This window comes from Vibrio eleionomae (genome assembly GCF_009874545.1).
Taxonomy (GTDB): Bacteria; Pseudomonadota; Gammaproteobacteria; order Enterobacterales; family Vibrionaceae; genus Vibrio; species Vibrio nitrifigilis.
The window spans coordinates 136215-154405 of record NZ_WEKT01000001.1; the positions used below are offsets into that span (position 1 = coordinate 136215).

The following is an 18191-nucleotide window of genomic DNA, read 5'->3' on the forward strand; positions in this document are numbered from 1 at the left end:
CTTTATTCATTAGCCATTTCATCATGCAAACCTAAGCGCGGTGCTTGTAAAACCAATGTGGCGTATGTTCTAACTTGGTGCGCTAATGCCTCATGCCATTGCGGCCAAATACGCTGAATATACGGATTATTACCTTCCCCTACACTCATGTAGCCATCATTAAAACTGTCGGCCATTTTTTTGTGGGATTTATCTTCATCATCAACCCATTTGCCACGAGAAAAACCCGCTTCAATACTCGCTAGCGCGGTCTTTGGAAAATAAGGTAACGGCTCGGTCAATCCTTGATAAAACAGTCTGACTAGTTCATTCAATAAAGACAGAGCCACTTGCGATGATTCCAGTGGAGCAAACGATTGATGGACAACCCCTTCTTTACGGTCGTAACCAATCAAGTGCGTTGGCTTATGAATACCAGAAACCGATAAACACAAATGATCAATCCATGCAGCCAAGATATCTTGTGAACGAATACTGCCACTGCGGTAGCGCACTAAACCCGATTGATAAACTTGTGTTAACCACCCCACCAGCACGACTGGCTTACCTTCACCGAGAACATCAAGCTGAACATTCACTTCCGCATCCTCTAATGGCGATTGACACAAAAAGCGAATTCGTTGGGCTAACTCTTGTGTTTGCACCCGGTTGGTTTCCAGTTCTAACGTACCAAAAGCCCCTACGGGTAACTTACCTTGAGCTCGCTGCTGTTTAGCGAAATGCTCAATGGCTTGCTGCTGCTCTGTGTCACTTTCACACTCTAATAAAACACCCAACAATTCATCGCGCAATTGGTAACTGGCTAACCCTCCTAAAGCAAACGGCTCATCATCTTCCATTACCGCTTGCGGCATTTCAAACTGCACTTTCAAGCGTCGATTGAAAAAGTACTGCACGGGTAAACGCCAAAACCGTTGCAGCTCGACTAGGTCTAATTCGAGAGGAAAACTTGCATCCAATAAGTAATCATCCAAAGCGAGATTAAATTGCCCGGCGGCTTGTCCTTGCCTTAACGCCGCCGGAGCCCATTCGCGTGCATAACTGCCATCTTGCAAAAAGCTATTCGGACTAAATGGCACCATCGCGTGGTGCTGAACAAGGTGACGAGAGACATTTCGTGCCGACTCATCGTTCTCCAACGTTTCATCACCCACTAAGGCATAATTTTGCCCACAATATTCAAGTAATTCACTCACCAGTACTGAAGGTACACGTTCGGTGTTGTCTTGAATCGAACGTCCCACATAGCTGATGTACAAAATATGCTGGGCTGAAAGCATTGCCTCTAAGAACAGGTAACGGTCATCATCTCGGCGAGAACGATCACCTGGACGAGTTCGATTATTCATTAAATCAACCCCTTCAGGCGGCATAGAGCGCGGATAGACGCCATCATTCATACCAAGCAGGCACACAACGTCAAATGGGATTGAGCGCATTGGCATCAAGGTACAAAAGTTCACTTGCCCAGCTAAAAACCGCTGGCTAACTCGTGTGCCCGACAGTTTATCGGTTAGATACTGCGTGATAATAATCGGCGCGATATCCTGCTCATATTGAGCATCAATCAACTGTTCTTTAAGCTGCGCCAACGTATCCCGTATAGATTGCAGCGCGATCTCTCCCTCTAAATCAACCGCAAAAAAATCGTTGAGCATTTGAGTCAAATGTTCACGCCAAGATTCTATTGATTGCGTTTGATTTAATTTCTGGCGGTAGTCACTGACCGTTTCGATGAAGTGAGCTAACTTACCCGCCAACTCGGCACTCATACCCTGCACTTCATTGTAAGGGGCTAACGCAACCTGCTGATGCTCATAAAGATCGACACTTGGTGGCATCGCATAACCTAATAGCATCCGTGTGATACCAAACTGCCATGTATTTTGATCGGTTTCCGGTAAATCAAACTCTTGGGCAGTGGAAGCATTCAATCCCCAACGAATGCCAGACTCTTCGATCCAACATTTGGCAATATCAAATTCGTCCTCATCCAACTCAAAACGCGCCATCATGGCTGGCGTTTCTAGCATTTCGAGTAATTCAGAGGCTAAACAACGAGACTGTGGTAGTTGAATCAATTGCAAAAATGCGTTCAGTAACGGACTTTCTTGATCGGCAGTACGGTCTGATATCGAATAAGGGATAAAACGTTCGCCCGGTGCGTTACCAAACACCGCCTGAATATAGGGGCTATAGGCATTAATATCCGATACCATAACGATAATATCGCGCGGTTTTAACTCGGGATTACGATCAAACATCGCCAACATTTGATCGTGTAATACTTCCACTTCCCGCATAGGGCTATGGCAAGAGTGGAAAGTGACAGAACGGTCGTCAGTCGTTAATAACAGTTTATGTTCACTGCTATCGATAATTTGATCATTTTGATGCTCTTCAAGATTCAGAATATCGGCTTGCAAATGATGGAGTAAATTATCACGGTCAAGATCAATGAACAGTTGGTGCTCATCATTTTCACTTTGTGATAAGAGGTACAAATTATCTCGCCCTAATTTTCCCATTGAAGCCAGTAAACTGTTCCCGACCGCTCCAGCAGTATGCAGTTCATCTTCGATATAATCATCAAGCGAGCCTTTTAAGGGCGATACCTCTTCCAGCACATCTATCGATTGAGCTTGTAAAATAAGCTTTTTACGCCGTTGACTCTCAACCCGAGCCAAATATTTACGATCGCGAATATCCCCCCAATAATGCTGACAAGGATTGGTAAACATAAGATGCACATCGATGTGTTCACCCAACGCTTTAAGCGCTTCTAAATATCGAGGAGGTAATGAAGAAATACCAAAAATAAACAACCTCTTCGGAAGTTTACTCAGATCCACAGCCCCTTGAGCTAGCGCTTCAATAAAGCGATCATAGAGGTTAGCACGATGATAATGAGATTGACCGAGGGACAAGGTGTATTGGTACAGCTCTCGCCATAAAATCGGCTGCCAAGGTTGTTCATCACCAATTTCATCCACGATATCACCTTGCTCCCAAGCTGCAATCCAGTCTGGGCGATATACAAGATAACCATCGAAGATATCGGCGATTTTTTCCGCTAATTGATAACACTTAGATTGGTCGACATCCCCTTGCAGGTAACGCTGCAAAGGCGCAAATTCGTCTTGGTCGAGTAAACTTGGCAAACACTCCATTAATTTCCAAGTCATGGCTTCTTTATTAAACGCACTGCGACTTGGCACATCAGGCAGCACCCGAGTAAACATTTCCCAAATAAACGTCGCGGGGAGTGGAAACGTAAGGTTCGCCGCCACACCAAGCTCCTGCGCTAACGCCATTTTCAACCATTGCGACATACCAGGGCTTTGCACCAATATTTGCTCAGCCTCAAAAGGGTTCGCTACAGGATCATTTTTGATTAGATGAACCAAGAGAATTTTTAGGGTATCGACTTTATTGGAATGATAAATGGTAAACACAATGCGCACAGCCATTTCAAAATTAAACTCTGTTGAGAGTAACATAACTGACTACCACCAAAGAGCAAATTCACCGCTTTACAGCTCAAAGGATGAAGAAAGCAGCAATATTGAATTCTCATTCTTCACTTGCACTTTGTTTGGCTTTTCCTAATTATTAGACATATTCGTTCAGCAAGACTTAACTTATTTATGGCCGCCCATATTTCTCTCAAGCAGTTACGTGTTTTCACCACCATCACACAACTAAAGACCATCACCGCAGCTGCCGAAAAACTCTTCTTATCCAAAGCCGCGGTGAGCATGGCGCTGTCAGAACTGGAAAAACAGTTAGGCCACGATATGTTTGACCGCGTGAACAACCGTTTAATCCTCAACCAAGAAGGGCAAAAACTGCTCCCCTTTGCTGATGAGCTACTTGGCCGCATGGATGAACTTGATCAAGTTTTTAACGACGAGCAAACGCTATCTGGTCAATTGCATATTGGCGCCAGTGATACGATAGGTAACCAAGTCGCGCCGTATCTATTAAGTGAGTTTCGCGAGCAATACCAGCACAATGCCCAAAGCTTGTTTATTTCCAACTCTGCACTGATTTGTAAAAAACTGGTCGACTATGAACTGGATATTGGCTTAATAGAAGGAAAAACCCAGCATCCACAATTAATGAGTCGTCAATTTAGCCAAGATGAAATGTGTATTATTTGTTCACCCATTCATCCATTAGCGCAACAAGATAAAATTGCGGTCAGCGAATTAGAAAACAGTGAATGGATTTTACGTGAGGCAGGCTCGGGGTCACGCGAGTTTTTCTTACGTACTGTAGCTCCGCGCATAGAACAATGGCATGAAGCCTTCGAGCTCAATACCACAGAAGCGATCATTAATAGTGTCTCGGCAAATTTGGGCTTTGCCTGTTTGTCACGCCTTGCTGCTCACGCTGCCGTGGCGGACCGCCGAGTTCACATTTTAAATATTCCTTTAGATATGAAGCGTCGCTTTTGGATTCTAGTTCATAAAGAAAAATACCAAAGCCCATTATTGAAACACTTTATTCACTTTTGTCATCAATGGGATAGTGAATAGTGCAACGCCTGCCTGCGTGTTATCTCACTTTACCAACAGTCACTAGACTTATTAGTAAACCTGCTGTATAAATAGACAGTAATTTTATGAGCAAACTAATAGAGGATTAACCATGGCTGTCATCGTTAAGTACGTGGTGGAACGCAACGGAGAAGAGAAAATGACCTTTACCTCAAAAGCCGAAGCTGACGCTTATGACAAAATGCTGGATATGGCGGATGAGCTTTTTGAGTTGCTAGGTAAAAGTGAATTAATAGAGCAGGAAGACAAGCAAGAAGAACTGGCCATGTTCCTTGCGCAAAATAAAGAAGACGTGCTTTATGCTCTCGGTGCAAAACGTAAACCAACGCCGAAAAAACCAAAAGCAGTAAAAGAAGAAAAACCAGCGGTAGACGACGCAGCGTAACCTCTCTTTTTTCTTTCGCTATATCATCAGTCTCAAATCACTGAGACATTAATACCTAACCGTTGCCATCGCAGCGGTTTTTTCATTTAAAACAGCCAACTTCCGCCTAAAGATACATATCGATAAAAAGACAAAGGGTATCGTCTAACCGACGTCTTACACTTTTGCCCTTTCTTCTGCGGAAAACTCTCTTTAAGATGGCTCTCAACAAATCAAATCACCGTGGCTCGGCTCAACCCACGAGTGCTGGAATAACAAATTAAATAAATGGAGACTCCTTATGGCTCACTTTGCAATTGGCTTTGGTAGCGCAACAAAAAACCGTGATGGAAAAATCATTGAAGCATTTTTCCCAACGCCAATCCTAAATCCAAGCGACAAACTGGTTGCAGAACTAACAGCAGCAACCGATTATGCTGAAGGTAATCAAGCGGTTGAAGTAGCGGCAGAACAAGCATCGGCTATCGCAGCAGTATTTGCAGCAAACGATCAGGCAGCAAGCGCAACATTTGCAGAAAAAGCAGCTGCTTCATCTCAACCTCTTGTACTCGTTATTTTGGCGACGGATGAACAGCCAACAAGCGTTGCTGAAGGTTTCCTAAAACTTCAACTTATCTCACACCGCCTAGTACAACCTCACGGTACTGTGCTTGATGGCATCTTCGGTCTTCTACACAACATTGCATGGACTAACGAAGGTCCAATCGATCTACCTGAATTGGCAGACCGTCAAATCGAAGCTCGTCTAGCAGGCCGTGCACTGTCTGTCGATTGTGTTGATAAATTCCCTAAAATGGTTGATTACGTGGTACCAACGGGTACTCGTATTGCTGACACGTCTCGTGTACGTTTGGGTGCTCACGTGGGCGAAGGCACAACCGTTATGCACGAAGGTTTCATTAACTTCAATGCAGGTACAACAGGTGTAAGCATGGTTGAAGGTCGTATCTCTGCTGGTGTTATGGTCGGCAATGGTTCAGACATCGGCGGCGGCGCATCTATCATGGGTACGCTATCTGGTGGCGGTAAAGTCGTTGTATCTATCGGCGAAAACTCACTGCTTGGCGCAAACGCAGGTCTTGGTTTCCCTCTAGGTGACCGTTGTACTGTTGAATCAGGTCTTTATGTAACAGCGGGTACAAAAGTACGCATGCTAGATAAAGAAGGAAAAGAAGTAGAAATTGTAAAAGCACGTGACCTAGCAGGGGTTTCTGATCTACTATTCCGCCGTAATTCACAAACTGGTCAAGTTGAGTGCCTAGCAAACAAATCAGCAGTTGAACTAAACAGCGCGCTACACAGCAACAACTAATCAGGCCAGAGTTTTAAAATTATCTTTTAAAACATGCTATTGATGGAAGGCTAGCACCTAAGTGCTAGCCTTTTTCCTATATCCGTAATATGGCATATTTTGTGCTTATAGTTATACCCAAATGACCTCAAGATGCAGGATTCAGAGCTTCATCAACGAGCCTAGGTCAAGCTCAATCACGGCAGGAATGGTCATTCCCTTTTAACGTGATTGGGCGCAGAAATAGGTTTGTTGATGAGCTCCCGAAGGGCGAGTTTTATTGCTTTGATGAAAAACAAGGGGATTGCATGCACCGCTTTATTCAGCAACTACCTAAGGTAGAACTGCATCTACATATCGAAGGTTCACTAGAGCCTGAATTGATGTTTGAACTGGCTCAGCGTAACCAGGTAGACATACCCTTCACTTCACCACAGGAAGTGCGCGATGCCTATCAGTTTACTAACTTACAAGACTTCCTAGATATCTATTATCAAGGTGCAAACGTACTTCTCCATGAGCAAGACTTTTACGATCTGACTTGGGCTTATTTACTGCGCTGTAAAGAAGACAATGTTATTCATACAGAAATCTTCTTTGATCCACAAACGCATACTGCGCGTGGTGTGGCTTTTGAAACCGTGATTGAAGGAATCAGTAAAGCGCTAGACCAAGGCAAAAAGGAACTGGGGATCTCTAGCCAGATCATCATGTGTTTCTTACGCCATCTCAGCGAAGAAGACGCCATCAAAACACTTGAACAAGCATTACCATACAAAGACAAAATCATTGGTGTGGGTCTCGACTCTTCTGAACAAGGTCATCCACCAGAAAAATTTACTGAAGTTTTCCGCCAAGCTCATGAGGCCGGATTTTTAGCCGTTGCCCACGCAGGTGAAGAAGGCCCAGCAATGAATATTCGTAATGCCATCGATATTCTCGGTGTCCACCGTGTCGATCATGGGGTTCGCTGTGTTGAAGATAAAGCATTAGTCACTGAATTGGCTGAAACGCGCATGCCACTCACCGTTTGCCCACTGTCAAATCTCAAACTAAAAGTGTTTGAAGAGATGGAAGAACACAACATCGTGGAACTACTGCGTCAAGGATTGTGCGTCACCATCAACTCCGATGACCCCGCCTACTTTGGTGGCTACATGACCGACAACTTCAATGCCGTTGCAGATGCGCATCCAATGAGCCATGAAGAGCTAGCACAATTTACGCTTAATGCGATTGAAGCAAGCTTCATTGCTGATCAAGAAAAACAGCAAATGAAGAACACGGTGCACAAATTCTTAACCATTCATGGCTAATTCCTAAGAGAGTCTCGGCTCTCTTTTTCTGTCTATGCGTGAATGATTTAAGTAAGCTACAACAAAAAGCAGTATCTCAACGAGATACTGCTTTTTAAAAGAAAAATTATATCTATTTGATATATTTAACTTATTCCCAAACTTGTTTCGCTACTTCTTGAACCAGTTTGATTTTCGCCCACTGTTCTTCTTCAGTCAGAGCATTACCTTCTTCAGTAGAAGCAAAACCACACTGAGTACTTAAGTAAAGACGTTCTAAAGGAACGTATTGAGAGGCTTCTTTAATACGAGCCACAATCGTCGCTGCATCTTCTAGCTCTGGAATTTTAGAAGAAACCAATCCGAGAACGACTTTTTTATCACCCGTTACTTCAGCAAGTGGAGAAAAATCACCTGCGCGGTCAGTATCAAACTCTAGGTAGTAGGCATCAACATTTTCACGACCAAATAAAACTTTAGCAACTGGAGCGTAACCGCCACTTGCAGCCCAGTGAGAACGGTAGTTACCACGACATACGTGAGTCGTTACAGTTAAACCTTCCGGTGCGTTCTCGATAGCTTTGTTGTTTACTGTTAGATAAGCTTCTGCTGCATCAGCAACGCGAGTTTCATGGGATAGCTCATGAGAAGCGCCACATCCGCATGCACTTGCTTCTGATAATGGTGTATCTGCTGCGCCTTTTGCTGCGAATTTAGGGTCAACAAGCATGCCCCAAGTACAGTCATCAATTTGTACGTTAGTACAACCTGCCGCTGCTAGCTCTTTAAAGAACGTTTGGTATGCTTTAGCAATATCTTCGATAAGTTCATTTTCATCAGCATAAACTGCTTTGGTTGTTTCCTGATTTTCAGAACGTTGAAGTTCCGCAAGAAATTGTGCTGGCGCAGGAACAGTCAAACGAGGAAGAACGTTTTCATCCGCTAAGTCAGCCAAGAACTTGAAGTGCTCAATGAATGGGTGATTTTCACCGGATAATTTACCAGTTAGGCGAGCACTGTCTGCACGGGTTACCATATTCACGAATTGGTAGCCTTTATTTAGTTCATGGTGTTCAACACCGTTTAGACCCCACATAAAATCTAAGTGCCAGTATGAGCGACGGAATTCACCATCGGTAATCACTTTCAAGCCTAGTGATTTTTGTTTTTCGACTAATTCAGTGATGGCCTTGTCTTCAATCGCTTTTAGCTGAGCGGCATCAATATCACCGTTTTCAAATTGGCGACGCGCATCATGGAGATATTGAGGGCGTAGGTAACTACCGACAACGTCGGCATGGAAAGGTGCTTTAAGCTGAGATTGAGGCATTGTATTTCTCCCTGAATTTGTAGGAATTCTTTAGTTCCGTTTCATAATACTCAGAGACGTATAGATGGCCAAATGAAAAAACTTCATATTGAATAATATGAAAATTCAATTGCACCTAATTTAATATTATTATTAAAAATCATTTAATATTAATTAGTTATACATAAAATACAGACTGAATTTTTATAATAAGGACTGGCATGAAACCGTGCCTGTCCTTATTTTTTATTTATTTTGGATCACGACGCAAGCGATCTGTTTCTGCTTTCCAAAACCAATAATCTGTTGGAGCGCAGCTTTACCAACAGGCACGTAGCCAGATGCCATCACATCATTTTCTGTTTCAGAGTGAGGATCGTGAAAGAAAAAAAACTTCTCACTCATGCCACTTAAAATAATCCAATGCGGTTCCTTTTTACCATCAAACCGATAAGTACTAATCAGTAGTAATACGCAAGCACCTTGCCTTATCCACTGTTCAAATTGCGCTTGGGTTGGTGGAGCATCAATCATATGGGTATCTGAGTGCTCTAACTGATGGCAAAAGTCTTGATGAACGATTTCTATCACTGCTTTTTTATTCTCATCCCGCACACTATCAATAAACGGGATCCCTCTCGATTGACTCCAAAGCTCGACATGATAACCACGACGAGATGCAGCTAACGCTAAACCATGACCACTACACCCTCCATGTCCAGCAGCCATAAAGATCGTTGTCGCCTCACGCCACAGTTGCAACTCTTCAGTTCGGCTAGGTTCATACTCTGGATTCAAGCACCCAAAACTCATTAAAAGACATGCAGCACCACAAGTAAAAGGGGTCGTTTGCACATACAAAGGCATATTGAGCATGACTTTGGGTTCTGTTGGAGTTAAGCGCTTTTGTAACCGACGGCCATCACACAGATCGTCGTAGTAATGAATCAGTAGCTTGAATGTCTGATAGCCTAATTTTTCATATAAATTTATCGCAGCAGTATTGTCTTCTCGCACTTCTAGTCTTAATGTAGTCGAGCCTTGATCAAGAGCAGCACGCTCGCATTGCTCCAGTAATTTTTGAGCAATCCCCCGGCCTCTGAAATCAGGTGTTACGGCAATCGAATATAACCTTGAAAGCTGTGTACCTTGATGAAATAGTAGTAATGCATAACCCGCTAATTGCTCGCCGGAATCCGCAACAAAGAGAATGGCATGAGGGGATTGCAAAAAGCGCTTCATTTGGCGGGGAGAAATTCTATCTCCATCAAACAGCGCCAGCTCTAATGCATTAAGCGCAGTGAGGTCAGTACTCTTCGCATGACGAAAGTCCATACGATGTCCTTAGGTGGTTAGCAAGATTGCGCATCAATCATAGATCCAATGCAACAGGAAACCTATAGTTATGGCTAACCTTTTAATCGTGACCGATAAAGTCAGTGACTGGCAGCAATATTTCCCTTCTGAACAAGTTGTTAGTGTCGATCAATATCTCAACTCTGATTGGAAACACAATCACAAAAGTATTCAAGTTGTTAACTTGTGTCGCGATTACGGTTATATGAGCAGCGGCTACTACTGCTCTTTAATGGCGGAAGCGCGGGGTCACCGTGTTATTCCACGAGTAATGGCAATTAATGACATCAACCAACCGCTTTTACTTTCATCTGATTTAATCAAAATTCATAAATTATGTAGTGAAGAAGATCCTATCCGCTGCAAAATTTACTTTGGCCGTACCCAACATAAAGGTTTGGAAAAACTCGCAAGATTGTTATTTGAACAATTCATGGTGCCCGTGATCGAACTTGAAGTCGGTACGCTTGACGGACATTGGCAAATCAAGAAAGTAGCGCCATTTCCATTTCAGGATCTACAAGGTCAGGAAGAAGACTTCTTCATTGAATCGCTGGAAATGTTCTCAAGTAAGGTATGGCGTCGCCCTAAACAGGATAAAAAATATCGCTACGATATTGCTATGTTGGTGGATGAAGAAGAAAAAATGCCACCTTCTGATAAGTCAGCACTAAAACGATTTCGCCGTGCAGCCAATCGTTTAGGCATGAATTTAGAAGTTATTTCTCCCGATGATGGCTCACGTCTTGGTGAGTTTGATGCACTATTTATTCGTGCAACAACCAGCATCAGTAACTACACTTACCGTTTTGCGAAAAAAGCAGAAAAAATGGGATTAATTGTGATGGATGATCCTGAATCCATTATGAAATGTACCAATAAAGTCTTCCTCACAGAGCTACTCCAGCGTAACCAAGTTCCTGCACCTAACAGTGTCATATTGCAGAGCTTTGATCCTGATTGGAAAGAGCACTTGTTGGAAGTATTGGATTTCCCATTGGTATTAAAAATTCCAGATGGCGCATTTTCACGTGGGGTAGTGAAAGTAAAAACCGTTGAAGAACTGGAAACTGAAGCGGACAAACTATTTAGCAAAAGCGCGTTGATTTTGGCGCAAGCCTTTATGCCAACTGACTACGACTGGCGTATTGGTATTTTAAACCGTCATCCAATTTTTGCCTGTAAATACATGATGAGTCGTGGTCACTGGCAAATATACCAACACTTTAATAGTGGCCGGGTAAGTTCGGGCGGTTTTGAAAGCTTTGATATGAAGCAAGTACCCAAAGCGGTAGTTGATACTGCATTAAAAGCAGCAAACTTAATTGGTGGTGGTCTCTATGGTGTTGACCTAAAAGAGATAGATGGTCAAGTTTATGTCATAGAGGTTAACGACAACCCAAGTATCGACCATACTGTAGAAGACGGCTTCTTAGGCGATCTCCTTTATGACCGCATCATGACCGAGTTCCTACGCCGTATTCAGCTGCGAGGATTGTAACCCCAAAGTACAGCTTCTTTGATTGAAGCTGTGCCTACTTATCTCAAGGAGATTGCATGGATTTTCTACTTGATCACTGGCAATTTAACGAAACCAATGCACAGCGTGATATTTTAAGCCCAGAGAGTATTGAACCGAATCATTGGTATCACTGTATGCGTGATGAACATGCCGTTCGTCCTTGGCTAGAAAAGAATCAAGTACCGACATCAATCATTGATAGTTTACTTGCCGAAGATACTCGGCCTCTATTTGAAGAGTATGAAGATAACCATTTCTTACTGATTTTACGTGGTGTCAACCTCAATCAGAATGCCAATCCAGAAGACATGTTGAGTATTCGTTTACTCTATGTAAATGGTGCCATTATTTCTACTCGCCGGATCCCTTCTAAAACCGTCGCGACCATTCGTGAAAAATTGGAAAATCAAAAAGGCCCTAATAATTTGGCCGATTTGGTCATGAATATCATCGATGGATTAAATCGTAATATTGATAACTACCTAGATACGATTGAAGATAAGATCGATAAATTTGATGAAGAGCTAGAGCTAAGCGAAGAGTTAATGCAAACGCATAAAGCCTTACTAAAAATTAAACGGTTTATTAAACCTCAGCAATATGCCATTGACGACTATTTCAATTCGAACATTCCTCTGTCTGAATCTAAGCAGTTACGCCTTCGTCACAGCGTTAATACCATCGTAAGAATTAATGAAAATTTAGATTTTTTCTTGAGTGAACTGGACATTATTAAAGGTGAATTGCGCCAATATCACGCAGAAAAAATGAACCAAAACACCTATTTATTTTCGGTTATCGCTGCGATCTTCTTACCTACCAGTTTCTTAACGGGCTTGCTAGGGGTTAATGTGGGAGGTATTCCCGGCACAGAATCCCCGATTGCGTTTACCTTGTTTTGCCTTGGATTAGTGGTTATTTTTGGTCTTGAATTTTTCATTCTGAGTCGATTAAAATTTTTCAGTCAATCTTAGAATCCGCTGTTACCCAGTCTGCAGGATGCAATCAGGGTCGTTTTAAGGAGTATTTATGTATATTTTCGGCTACGGTAGTTTAATTAACGCCTCCTCACGTCAGTTAACCGGTCAAACCGGAGACGCTATCCCTGTTGTTGCAAAGGGGCTAGTACGTTATTGGGGAAAGATTGACGATAGCTATATCATGTCACCACTGATAGTCAATCAAGGGGAGGGAGAAGTCAGCGGTGTCTTGCTGCAAGTTGATGATAATGAGTTACCTAATTTCGACCGTCGTGAAGCTGGCTATCAACGTATACAAATCAATGCTAATCAAATAGAAACCGAATGTTCATTCGATACTGCTCAACCTATCTGGGTTTATGTGACTGATAATTATCAACAACCTTGCTCAAATAGCCCTATTGTACAAAGTTATGTCGACACGGTTATTGCTGGGTGTTTGGATATATCAGAGCAGTTTGCTCGCCACTTTATTGAGCACACCGTTGGGTGGCATTGTCCTTATGAAAATGATCGACAAGCACCGAAGTATCAAAGAGTGGCAGGTGTTAAACCACATCACCAAGTATCGATCGATAAGTTACTGACCCCAGTATTCGCGCTTTCTTAACCCATCAAGATAAAAAACCTCAGTTTAGTGAACTGAGGTTTTTATCCATCGACCCGTTTACCCGTTATTTAAATTGATAAATGGTAGAGAATTGATACGTTTGTCCCGGCTCTAACCAGCATTCGTCATGAGGCCAATCAGAACGGTTGGGAGAATCTGGCAAATATTGCGTTTCTAAAGCAACACCTTGGTAGTTTTGATAATGCCCCCCAGTTCTACTTGGAGTGCCTTCTAGCCAGTTACCGGTATAAAGCTGAATAGCAGGTTTATTCGTGAATACATTCATGGTTATTGCTTTGTCAGCAGACAACACAGTAGCAACCGGTGTATCTAATGATGGACTGCCTAAGTAATAGCTATGGTCATAGCCATTGACTAATTTCTGTTGTTCTTCCTTGAGTAAGCAAGCCCCTATTTTTTCACCGTGTCTAAAGTCAAAAGCCGTTCCCTCAACCGGCACTAAACCTTGTTGCAAAGGAATGCCTAAGTTATCAGTGGGTAAGTAACTATCCGCTTTAATCGTTAACGTATCCTGCAAAACATCCGTGCCCGAATCTGCCCCCATCAAATTAAAATACGCGTGATTGGTTAAATTAATAGGTGTGGTGGCATCGGTCGTCGCGGTGTAATCAATCAAAACCTGATTATCATCGGTTAACGTGAAAGTCACTGTTGCTTCAACATTACCTGGAAAACCTTGGTCTCCATCTGGAGATGACATAGAAAATACAACTTTTTGCGCCTGCTGATCTTTAATAGCCCAACGCAAATGACTCCACCCTTGAACGCCACCATGCAGACAATGCTGAGCTTGATTCGCTGTCAGGTGATAGCTTTTACCGTTAAGTTCAAATTGAGAATTAGTAATACGGTTTGCATAACGACCGACAGTCGCACCTAAGAAACTGGTTTGTTTCTTAAAGCCTTCCATGTCACCGACGCCGAGTAAAACCTGACGTATTTCGCCTTTTACCGGTACTTCACAACTTAACCATGTGGCACCAATATCCATAAACACAAGCTGCATACCATTTGCATTAGTAAGCGCAATTAATTGGGCTGGTTGACCGTCATAAGCCGGCTGTTCTGCCATCGATGTCAGTAATGTTTGACTCATTATTCATGTCTCCTTCCCAACATAACGTGACTAATTTATCCCTATCCTTCGCAGGTTTGACATTCACCGCGTCAAAACCCAGACAATGTCTTTTGAAGTGATTGGTATATATAAGTTTTATCGCTTGTTGGTGCTTAAATTAGTTGTGGCCCGAAGTCTAACAACGTGAGTGATTTAGGGTCTGTGATCAATCCTTCAAAGTGTAAACGTTTCCAAAACAGTAAAATAAGACTTCAATAACATTACGTCAGACTTTAGTCGTAAATTTGCCAATGTTTGAAGTCATGCCCAAATACTTAAAAAAGCGCAATCATCTTGAAAGCGTTACAAATGGTCACAGTTTTTTGTTTCCCTTTGAGCAAAACTGAAATAGTTCAAATAACCACCAACGGGACAACAGACTACACTAAACAGAGGTGTTTAATCAGGAGAGCACAATGGGGGCATTATGGAAAGGATGAGCAATAATGACGCGCTGAGTAATACTAGCTTCTCAGCCACATTGAATCATCAGCTTGCTGATATTCATTATCAAATCCGTGCTCATATTCCTAATGTTGACCGACTCTCTTTCGCGTTATACGACCGCGATACAGATATCCTGAAAACTTATGCTGACAGCGCTGCAAATGGAACAGAATTAAGTCAGCACTCTGCATACTTAAAAAATCTTCCCACATTACAATCTTGTGCGAAAACAGGTGAAAGACGTGTCGTTAATAATATCGAACAGCGGTTTTCTTCTCATTCTCATCACACCAAATGGCTGCTTGGACGCGGCTATCACTCTTCGTTAGCAGTACCTGTATATAGCCAACACCATTTCATCGGTATACTGTTTATCGATTCGCATCTTGAAGATTTTTTCACGGAAGTGATCGTCAGTGCTCTAAATGAATATATCGACATCCTACTGATCTCTATTATTTCCGAATATGAGCTCGTACATGCTTTGTTGGATTCGACTCGAAATCATCACCTATCATCACCTCGTCATTGGTCCGCGGGAGCTGCACACCGTGAACGGATCTGGAGAATGACACAAATCATCGCAAGAGATGTCGCTAATGCTTTCGAACTCAGTGATGAAGATATTGAAAACATTACCCAATTTTCTCGTTATCACGATATTGGTAAGCTATCTATCCCTTATAACGTGCTCTCATCAACAGAAGAACTGACACCAGCACAGCGCAGACTTATCGATGAACATATCGAACACGGCGTACAGTTTGTGGAGCAAATTATCGAGCAGCTTAATCACCCCAACCACCATTGTGTAAACCTACTCAGAGAAATCGTTGCCTATCATCACGAATATTTAGATGGTAGTGGCTACCCTTATCATCTGCATGGTAATGACATTCCTCCTTCAGCACGCATTATTGCTGTCGCTAATATTTTTGATGCACTAACCAGCCATCATCCACATAAACAAGGCTGCTCAACGATTTACGCTCTGCTAGAGCTAGAAAAGATGGTCAACCAAGGAAAACTAGACTGGCATTGTGTCAACGCCCTACGGGAACACCAAGACGAGCTAGATGATATTATTCGCCATAACCCTGGGAAAGATCCTTGTATATCATTAATTAATTAGGATGAACTACACTTAGCTGAAATCTATCCCAAATTAGCCCGACTGACTCTTTCCGTTATGTAGGAGTATGAAATGCGGACACAGGATGACAAATCACCACGCTGTACTCTGCCGCCCCCCAATGAGTTGCTTCTTAATTGGGCGAGAGTCCGGCCAAATGATGTTTACTTGAGACAAATAAAGCGGCGAAAATTTAAAGAATACACATATATCCAAGTGGCCGAGCAAGCGCTAAGATTAGTCACGGCACTGCGAGATTTAGGTGCGCAACCCGGAGATAAAATATCCATTATTTCAAAGAATTGTGCTGAATGGTTTATCTGCGATATCGCCTTCATGTTAGGTGACTTTATCAGCGTTCCTCTCTTTCCAACCGCCAATTCACAAACTATCGAGTACTGTCTTACCCATAGTGATTGCCGCTTCGTTATTGCTGGCAAACTGGATGACTCATCCGCAGTTCAACAAGTTTTTCAAGATATGAGTGATTTGACGACGATCGCTCTCCCCTATGATTCAGCACCACCTTGCCAATATCATTTCGATTACCTCATTAGTCATTATCCACCCAGTAAAGAACGCCCAATCCATCATGATGACAAAGTCATGTCTTTAGTTTATACCTCTGGCACGTCTGGTATTCCGAAAGGCGCAATATTAACCTATGGGGCCTACTCATGGTCAGTCAAACAGATCGTTGACCATATCGGTATTCATTCACAAGATACCCTATTTTCCTACCTCCCTTTGGCGCACATTACCGAACGAGTATATATTTTGGGCTCTTCTATCATGGTCGGTATCCCAACTGCCTTTCCTGAATCATTAGACACCTTCATTGATGATGTCAAAATGCAGCGCCCAACCTTATTTATTTCCGTGCCTCGACTTTGGCAACTATTTCAACAACGAATTCAAGACAAACTCTCTGATAAGCTATTGAAAACACTGCTCTCAATTCCTTTCATAAAAAGAGTAATTCAGCGCAAAGTCATCCATGGATTAGGGTTAGAAAATGCCCGAGTGCTTGGCTGTGGGTCAGCGCCAGTCTCACCATCTCTATTACAATGGTATAACCGGCTTGGGTTGGAAATTACCGAAGCCTGGGGAATGACTGAAACCTTTGGTTATAGCACTCTAAATTATCCGTTTTGCGAAAATAAAATAGGAACAGTTGGAAGAGCCGGGCCGGGGATTGAACTTAAAATCGCAGAAGATGGAGAAGTATTAGTCAAAAGTTCTGGTTTATTCGCTGGCTATTACCATAGTCAAGAAGAGACTCGAGCTATGTTTACTGACTATGGCTGGCTTAAAACCGGAGACATTGGTGAAATAGATGAATCCGGATATCTCACATTATTAGGCAGGAAAAAAGATAGCTTTAAAACAGCAAAAGGTAAGTTTGTTGCACCAGTTCCGATTGAAAAACGTCTTTATGAACATAGTCGAGTGGAGATGCTTTGCTTGATAGGTTCTGGGATGACGAGCCCATTACTTCTTGTCGTTCCACATCAATTTCCTCACTTTGATAAACAGCGGTATGAGAAAGCAACACAGAGAATTATTGATCATATTAATCAAGACTTGGAGCCTCATGCGAAAATCAAGCGCGTATTGATGGTTAAGGAACCATGGAGTATTGAAAATGGTATTTTGACTCCCACACTAAAAATCAAACGCTTTGAACTAGAAAAAAAATACCACGGCCTTGAAGAACATTGGCCAGACAACCAACTGATTCACTGGGAATAAAAAAGACGCCATATAGACGTCTTTCACAATATTCAACGCTTGTCTGCGCTAACTGTTTTACAACGAAATCCAATTAGAACTAATCACGGCAATGGCTGCACTCGCCACTGCCCAGAGCGTTAGTATACCAAAAGCATTTTTCACGGTATCACGTAAAGAAGGTGAATGGGTTATTACACTGACTTCACTATGACTCGCTACATGTTCATAATTATTCATTTAATCTCTCTCACTGCTGTTTTAATCACCAATCACAGTACAATATATAGATATAAATGTGACACATATCAAGTTTTATTTGATGACAAATTTTCATATACAGATAAAAACTAGATATATACCCAAATGACTTCTATATGCAGGATTCAGAGCTTCATCAACAAGCATAAAAAAAGCCCCTATCAAGGGGCTT

At 42.5% G+C, this 18191-nt stretch carries 13 protein-coding genes; 9 read left to right on the forward strand and 4 right to left on the reverse strand.

What is annotated here, in order from left to right; translation table 11 throughout:
* Positions 1-2: 2 nt before the first annotated feature.
* The gene (gene recC / locus F9817_RS00710; RefSeq protein WP_161153142.1) at positions 3-3455 is read right to left on the reverse strand and encodes an exodeoxyribonuclease V subunit gamma; all 3453 of its coding nucleotides are present in this window, start codon (positions 3453-3455) and stop codon (positions 3-5) included.
* Between the two features lie 192 nt (positions 3456-3647).
* On the opposite strand from recC, the gene F9817_RS00715 reads away from it, so the two are divergent.
* The 4 genes from F9817_RS00715 to F9817_RS00730 all read left to right on the forward strand — a co-directional run bounded on the left by F9817_RS00715 (position 3648) and on the right by F9817_RS00730 (position 7554).
* Complete coding sequence (locus F9817_RS00715) at positions 3648-4541, forward strand: LysR family transcriptional regulator (RefSeq protein ID WP_161153036.1); 894 nt, start codon at positions 3648-3650, stop codon at positions 4539-4541.
* Positions 4542-4653: 112 nt separating this feature from the next.
* Complete coding sequence (locus F9817_RS00720) at positions 4654-4947, forward strand: YebG family protein (protein WP_161153037.1); 294 nt, start codon at positions 4654-4656, stop codon at positions 4945-4947.
* A 280-nt stretch (positions 4948-5227) separates the two neighbouring features.
* A complete protein-coding gene (gene dapD, locus F9817_RS00725; RefSeq protein ID WP_161153038.1) occupies positions 5228-6259 on the forward strand; it encodes a 2,3,4,5-tetrahydropyridine-2,6-dicarboxylate N-succinyltransferase in 1032 nt (343 codons plus the stop codon).
* 287 nt (positions 6260-6546) lie between these two features.
* Positions 6547-7554 (forward strand): adenosine deaminase, encoded by a 1008-nt coding sequence (locus tag F9817_RS00730; protein WP_161153039.1) that lies wholly within the window; start codon positions 6547-6549, stop codon positions 7552-7554.
* A gap of 130 nt (positions 7555-7684) precedes the next feature.
* Here F9817_RS00730 and F9817_RS00735 read toward each other — a convergent pair whose 3' ends face one another.
* Together F9817_RS00735 and F9817_RS00740 are read right to left on the reverse strand one after the other, a co-directional pair.
* A complete protein-coding gene (locus F9817_RS00735; RefSeq protein WP_161153040.1) occupies positions 7685-8863 on the reverse strand; it encodes a uroporphyrinogen decarboxylase/cobalamine-independent methonine synthase family protein in 1179 nt (392 codons plus the stop codon).
* Between the two features lie 225 nt (positions 8864-9088).
* Positions 9089-10177, reverse strand: coding sequence for a GNAT family N-acetyltransferase/peptidase C39 family protein (locus F9817_RS00740; protein ID WP_161153041.1), 1089 nt, complete (start codon positions 10175-10177; stop codon positions 9089-9091).
* Between the two features lie 70 nt (positions 10178-10247).
* On the opposite strand from F9817_RS00740, the gene F9817_RS00745 reads away from it, so the two are divergent.
* The 3 genes from F9817_RS00745 to F9817_RS00755 are packed head-to-tail and all read left to right on the forward strand — an operon-like array spanning position 10248 to position 13310.
* Complete coding sequence (locus F9817_RS00745) at positions 10248-11699, forward strand: RimK family protein (protein ID WP_161153042.1); 1452 nt, start codon at positions 10248-10250, stop codon at positions 11697-11699.
* 56 nt (positions 11700-11755) lie between these two features.
* Positions 11756-12694: a zinc transporter ZntB gene (locus tag F9817_RS00750; protein ID WP_161153043.1), complete on the forward strand. Its 939-nt coding sequence runs from the start codon at positions 11756-11758 to the stop codon at positions 12692-12694.
* A 55-nt stretch (positions 12695-12749) separates the two neighbouring features.
* Positions 12750-13310 carry a gamma-glutamylcyclotransferase family protein gene (locus F9817_RS00755; protein ID WP_161153044.1) on the forward strand — a complete coding sequence of 187 codons (561 nt, stop codon included), beginning with the start codon at positions 12750-12752 and terminating at the stop codon, positions 13308-13310.
* A gap of 64 nt (positions 13311-13374) precedes the next feature.
* On the opposite strand, the gene galM is transcribed toward F9817_RS00755, so the two are convergent.
* Positions 13375-14427: a galactose-1-epimerase gene (gene galM / locus F9817_RS00760; protein WP_161153045.1), complete on the reverse strand. Its 1053-nt coding sequence runs from the start codon at positions 14425-14427 to the stop codon at positions 13375-13377.
* Positions 14428-14875: 448 nt separating this feature from the next.
* Here galM and F9817_RS00765 point away from each other — a divergent pair, with 448 nt between their 5' ends.
* Together F9817_RS00765 and F9817_RS00770 are read left to right on the forward strand one after the other, a co-directional pair.
* Positions 14876-16027 carry an HD domain-containing phosphohydrolase gene (locus F9817_RS00765; RefSeq protein ID WP_161153046.1) on the forward strand — a complete coding sequence of 384 codons (1152 nt, stop codon included), beginning with the start codon at positions 14876-14878 and terminating at the stop codon, positions 16025-16027.
* Between the two features lie 72 nt (positions 16028-16099).
* Positions 16100-17779, forward strand: coding sequence for an AMP-binding protein (locus tag F9817_RS00770; RefSeq protein WP_161153047.1), 1680 nt, complete (start codon positions 16100-16102; stop codon positions 17777-17779).
* Positions 17780-18191 lie beyond the last annotated feature (412 nt).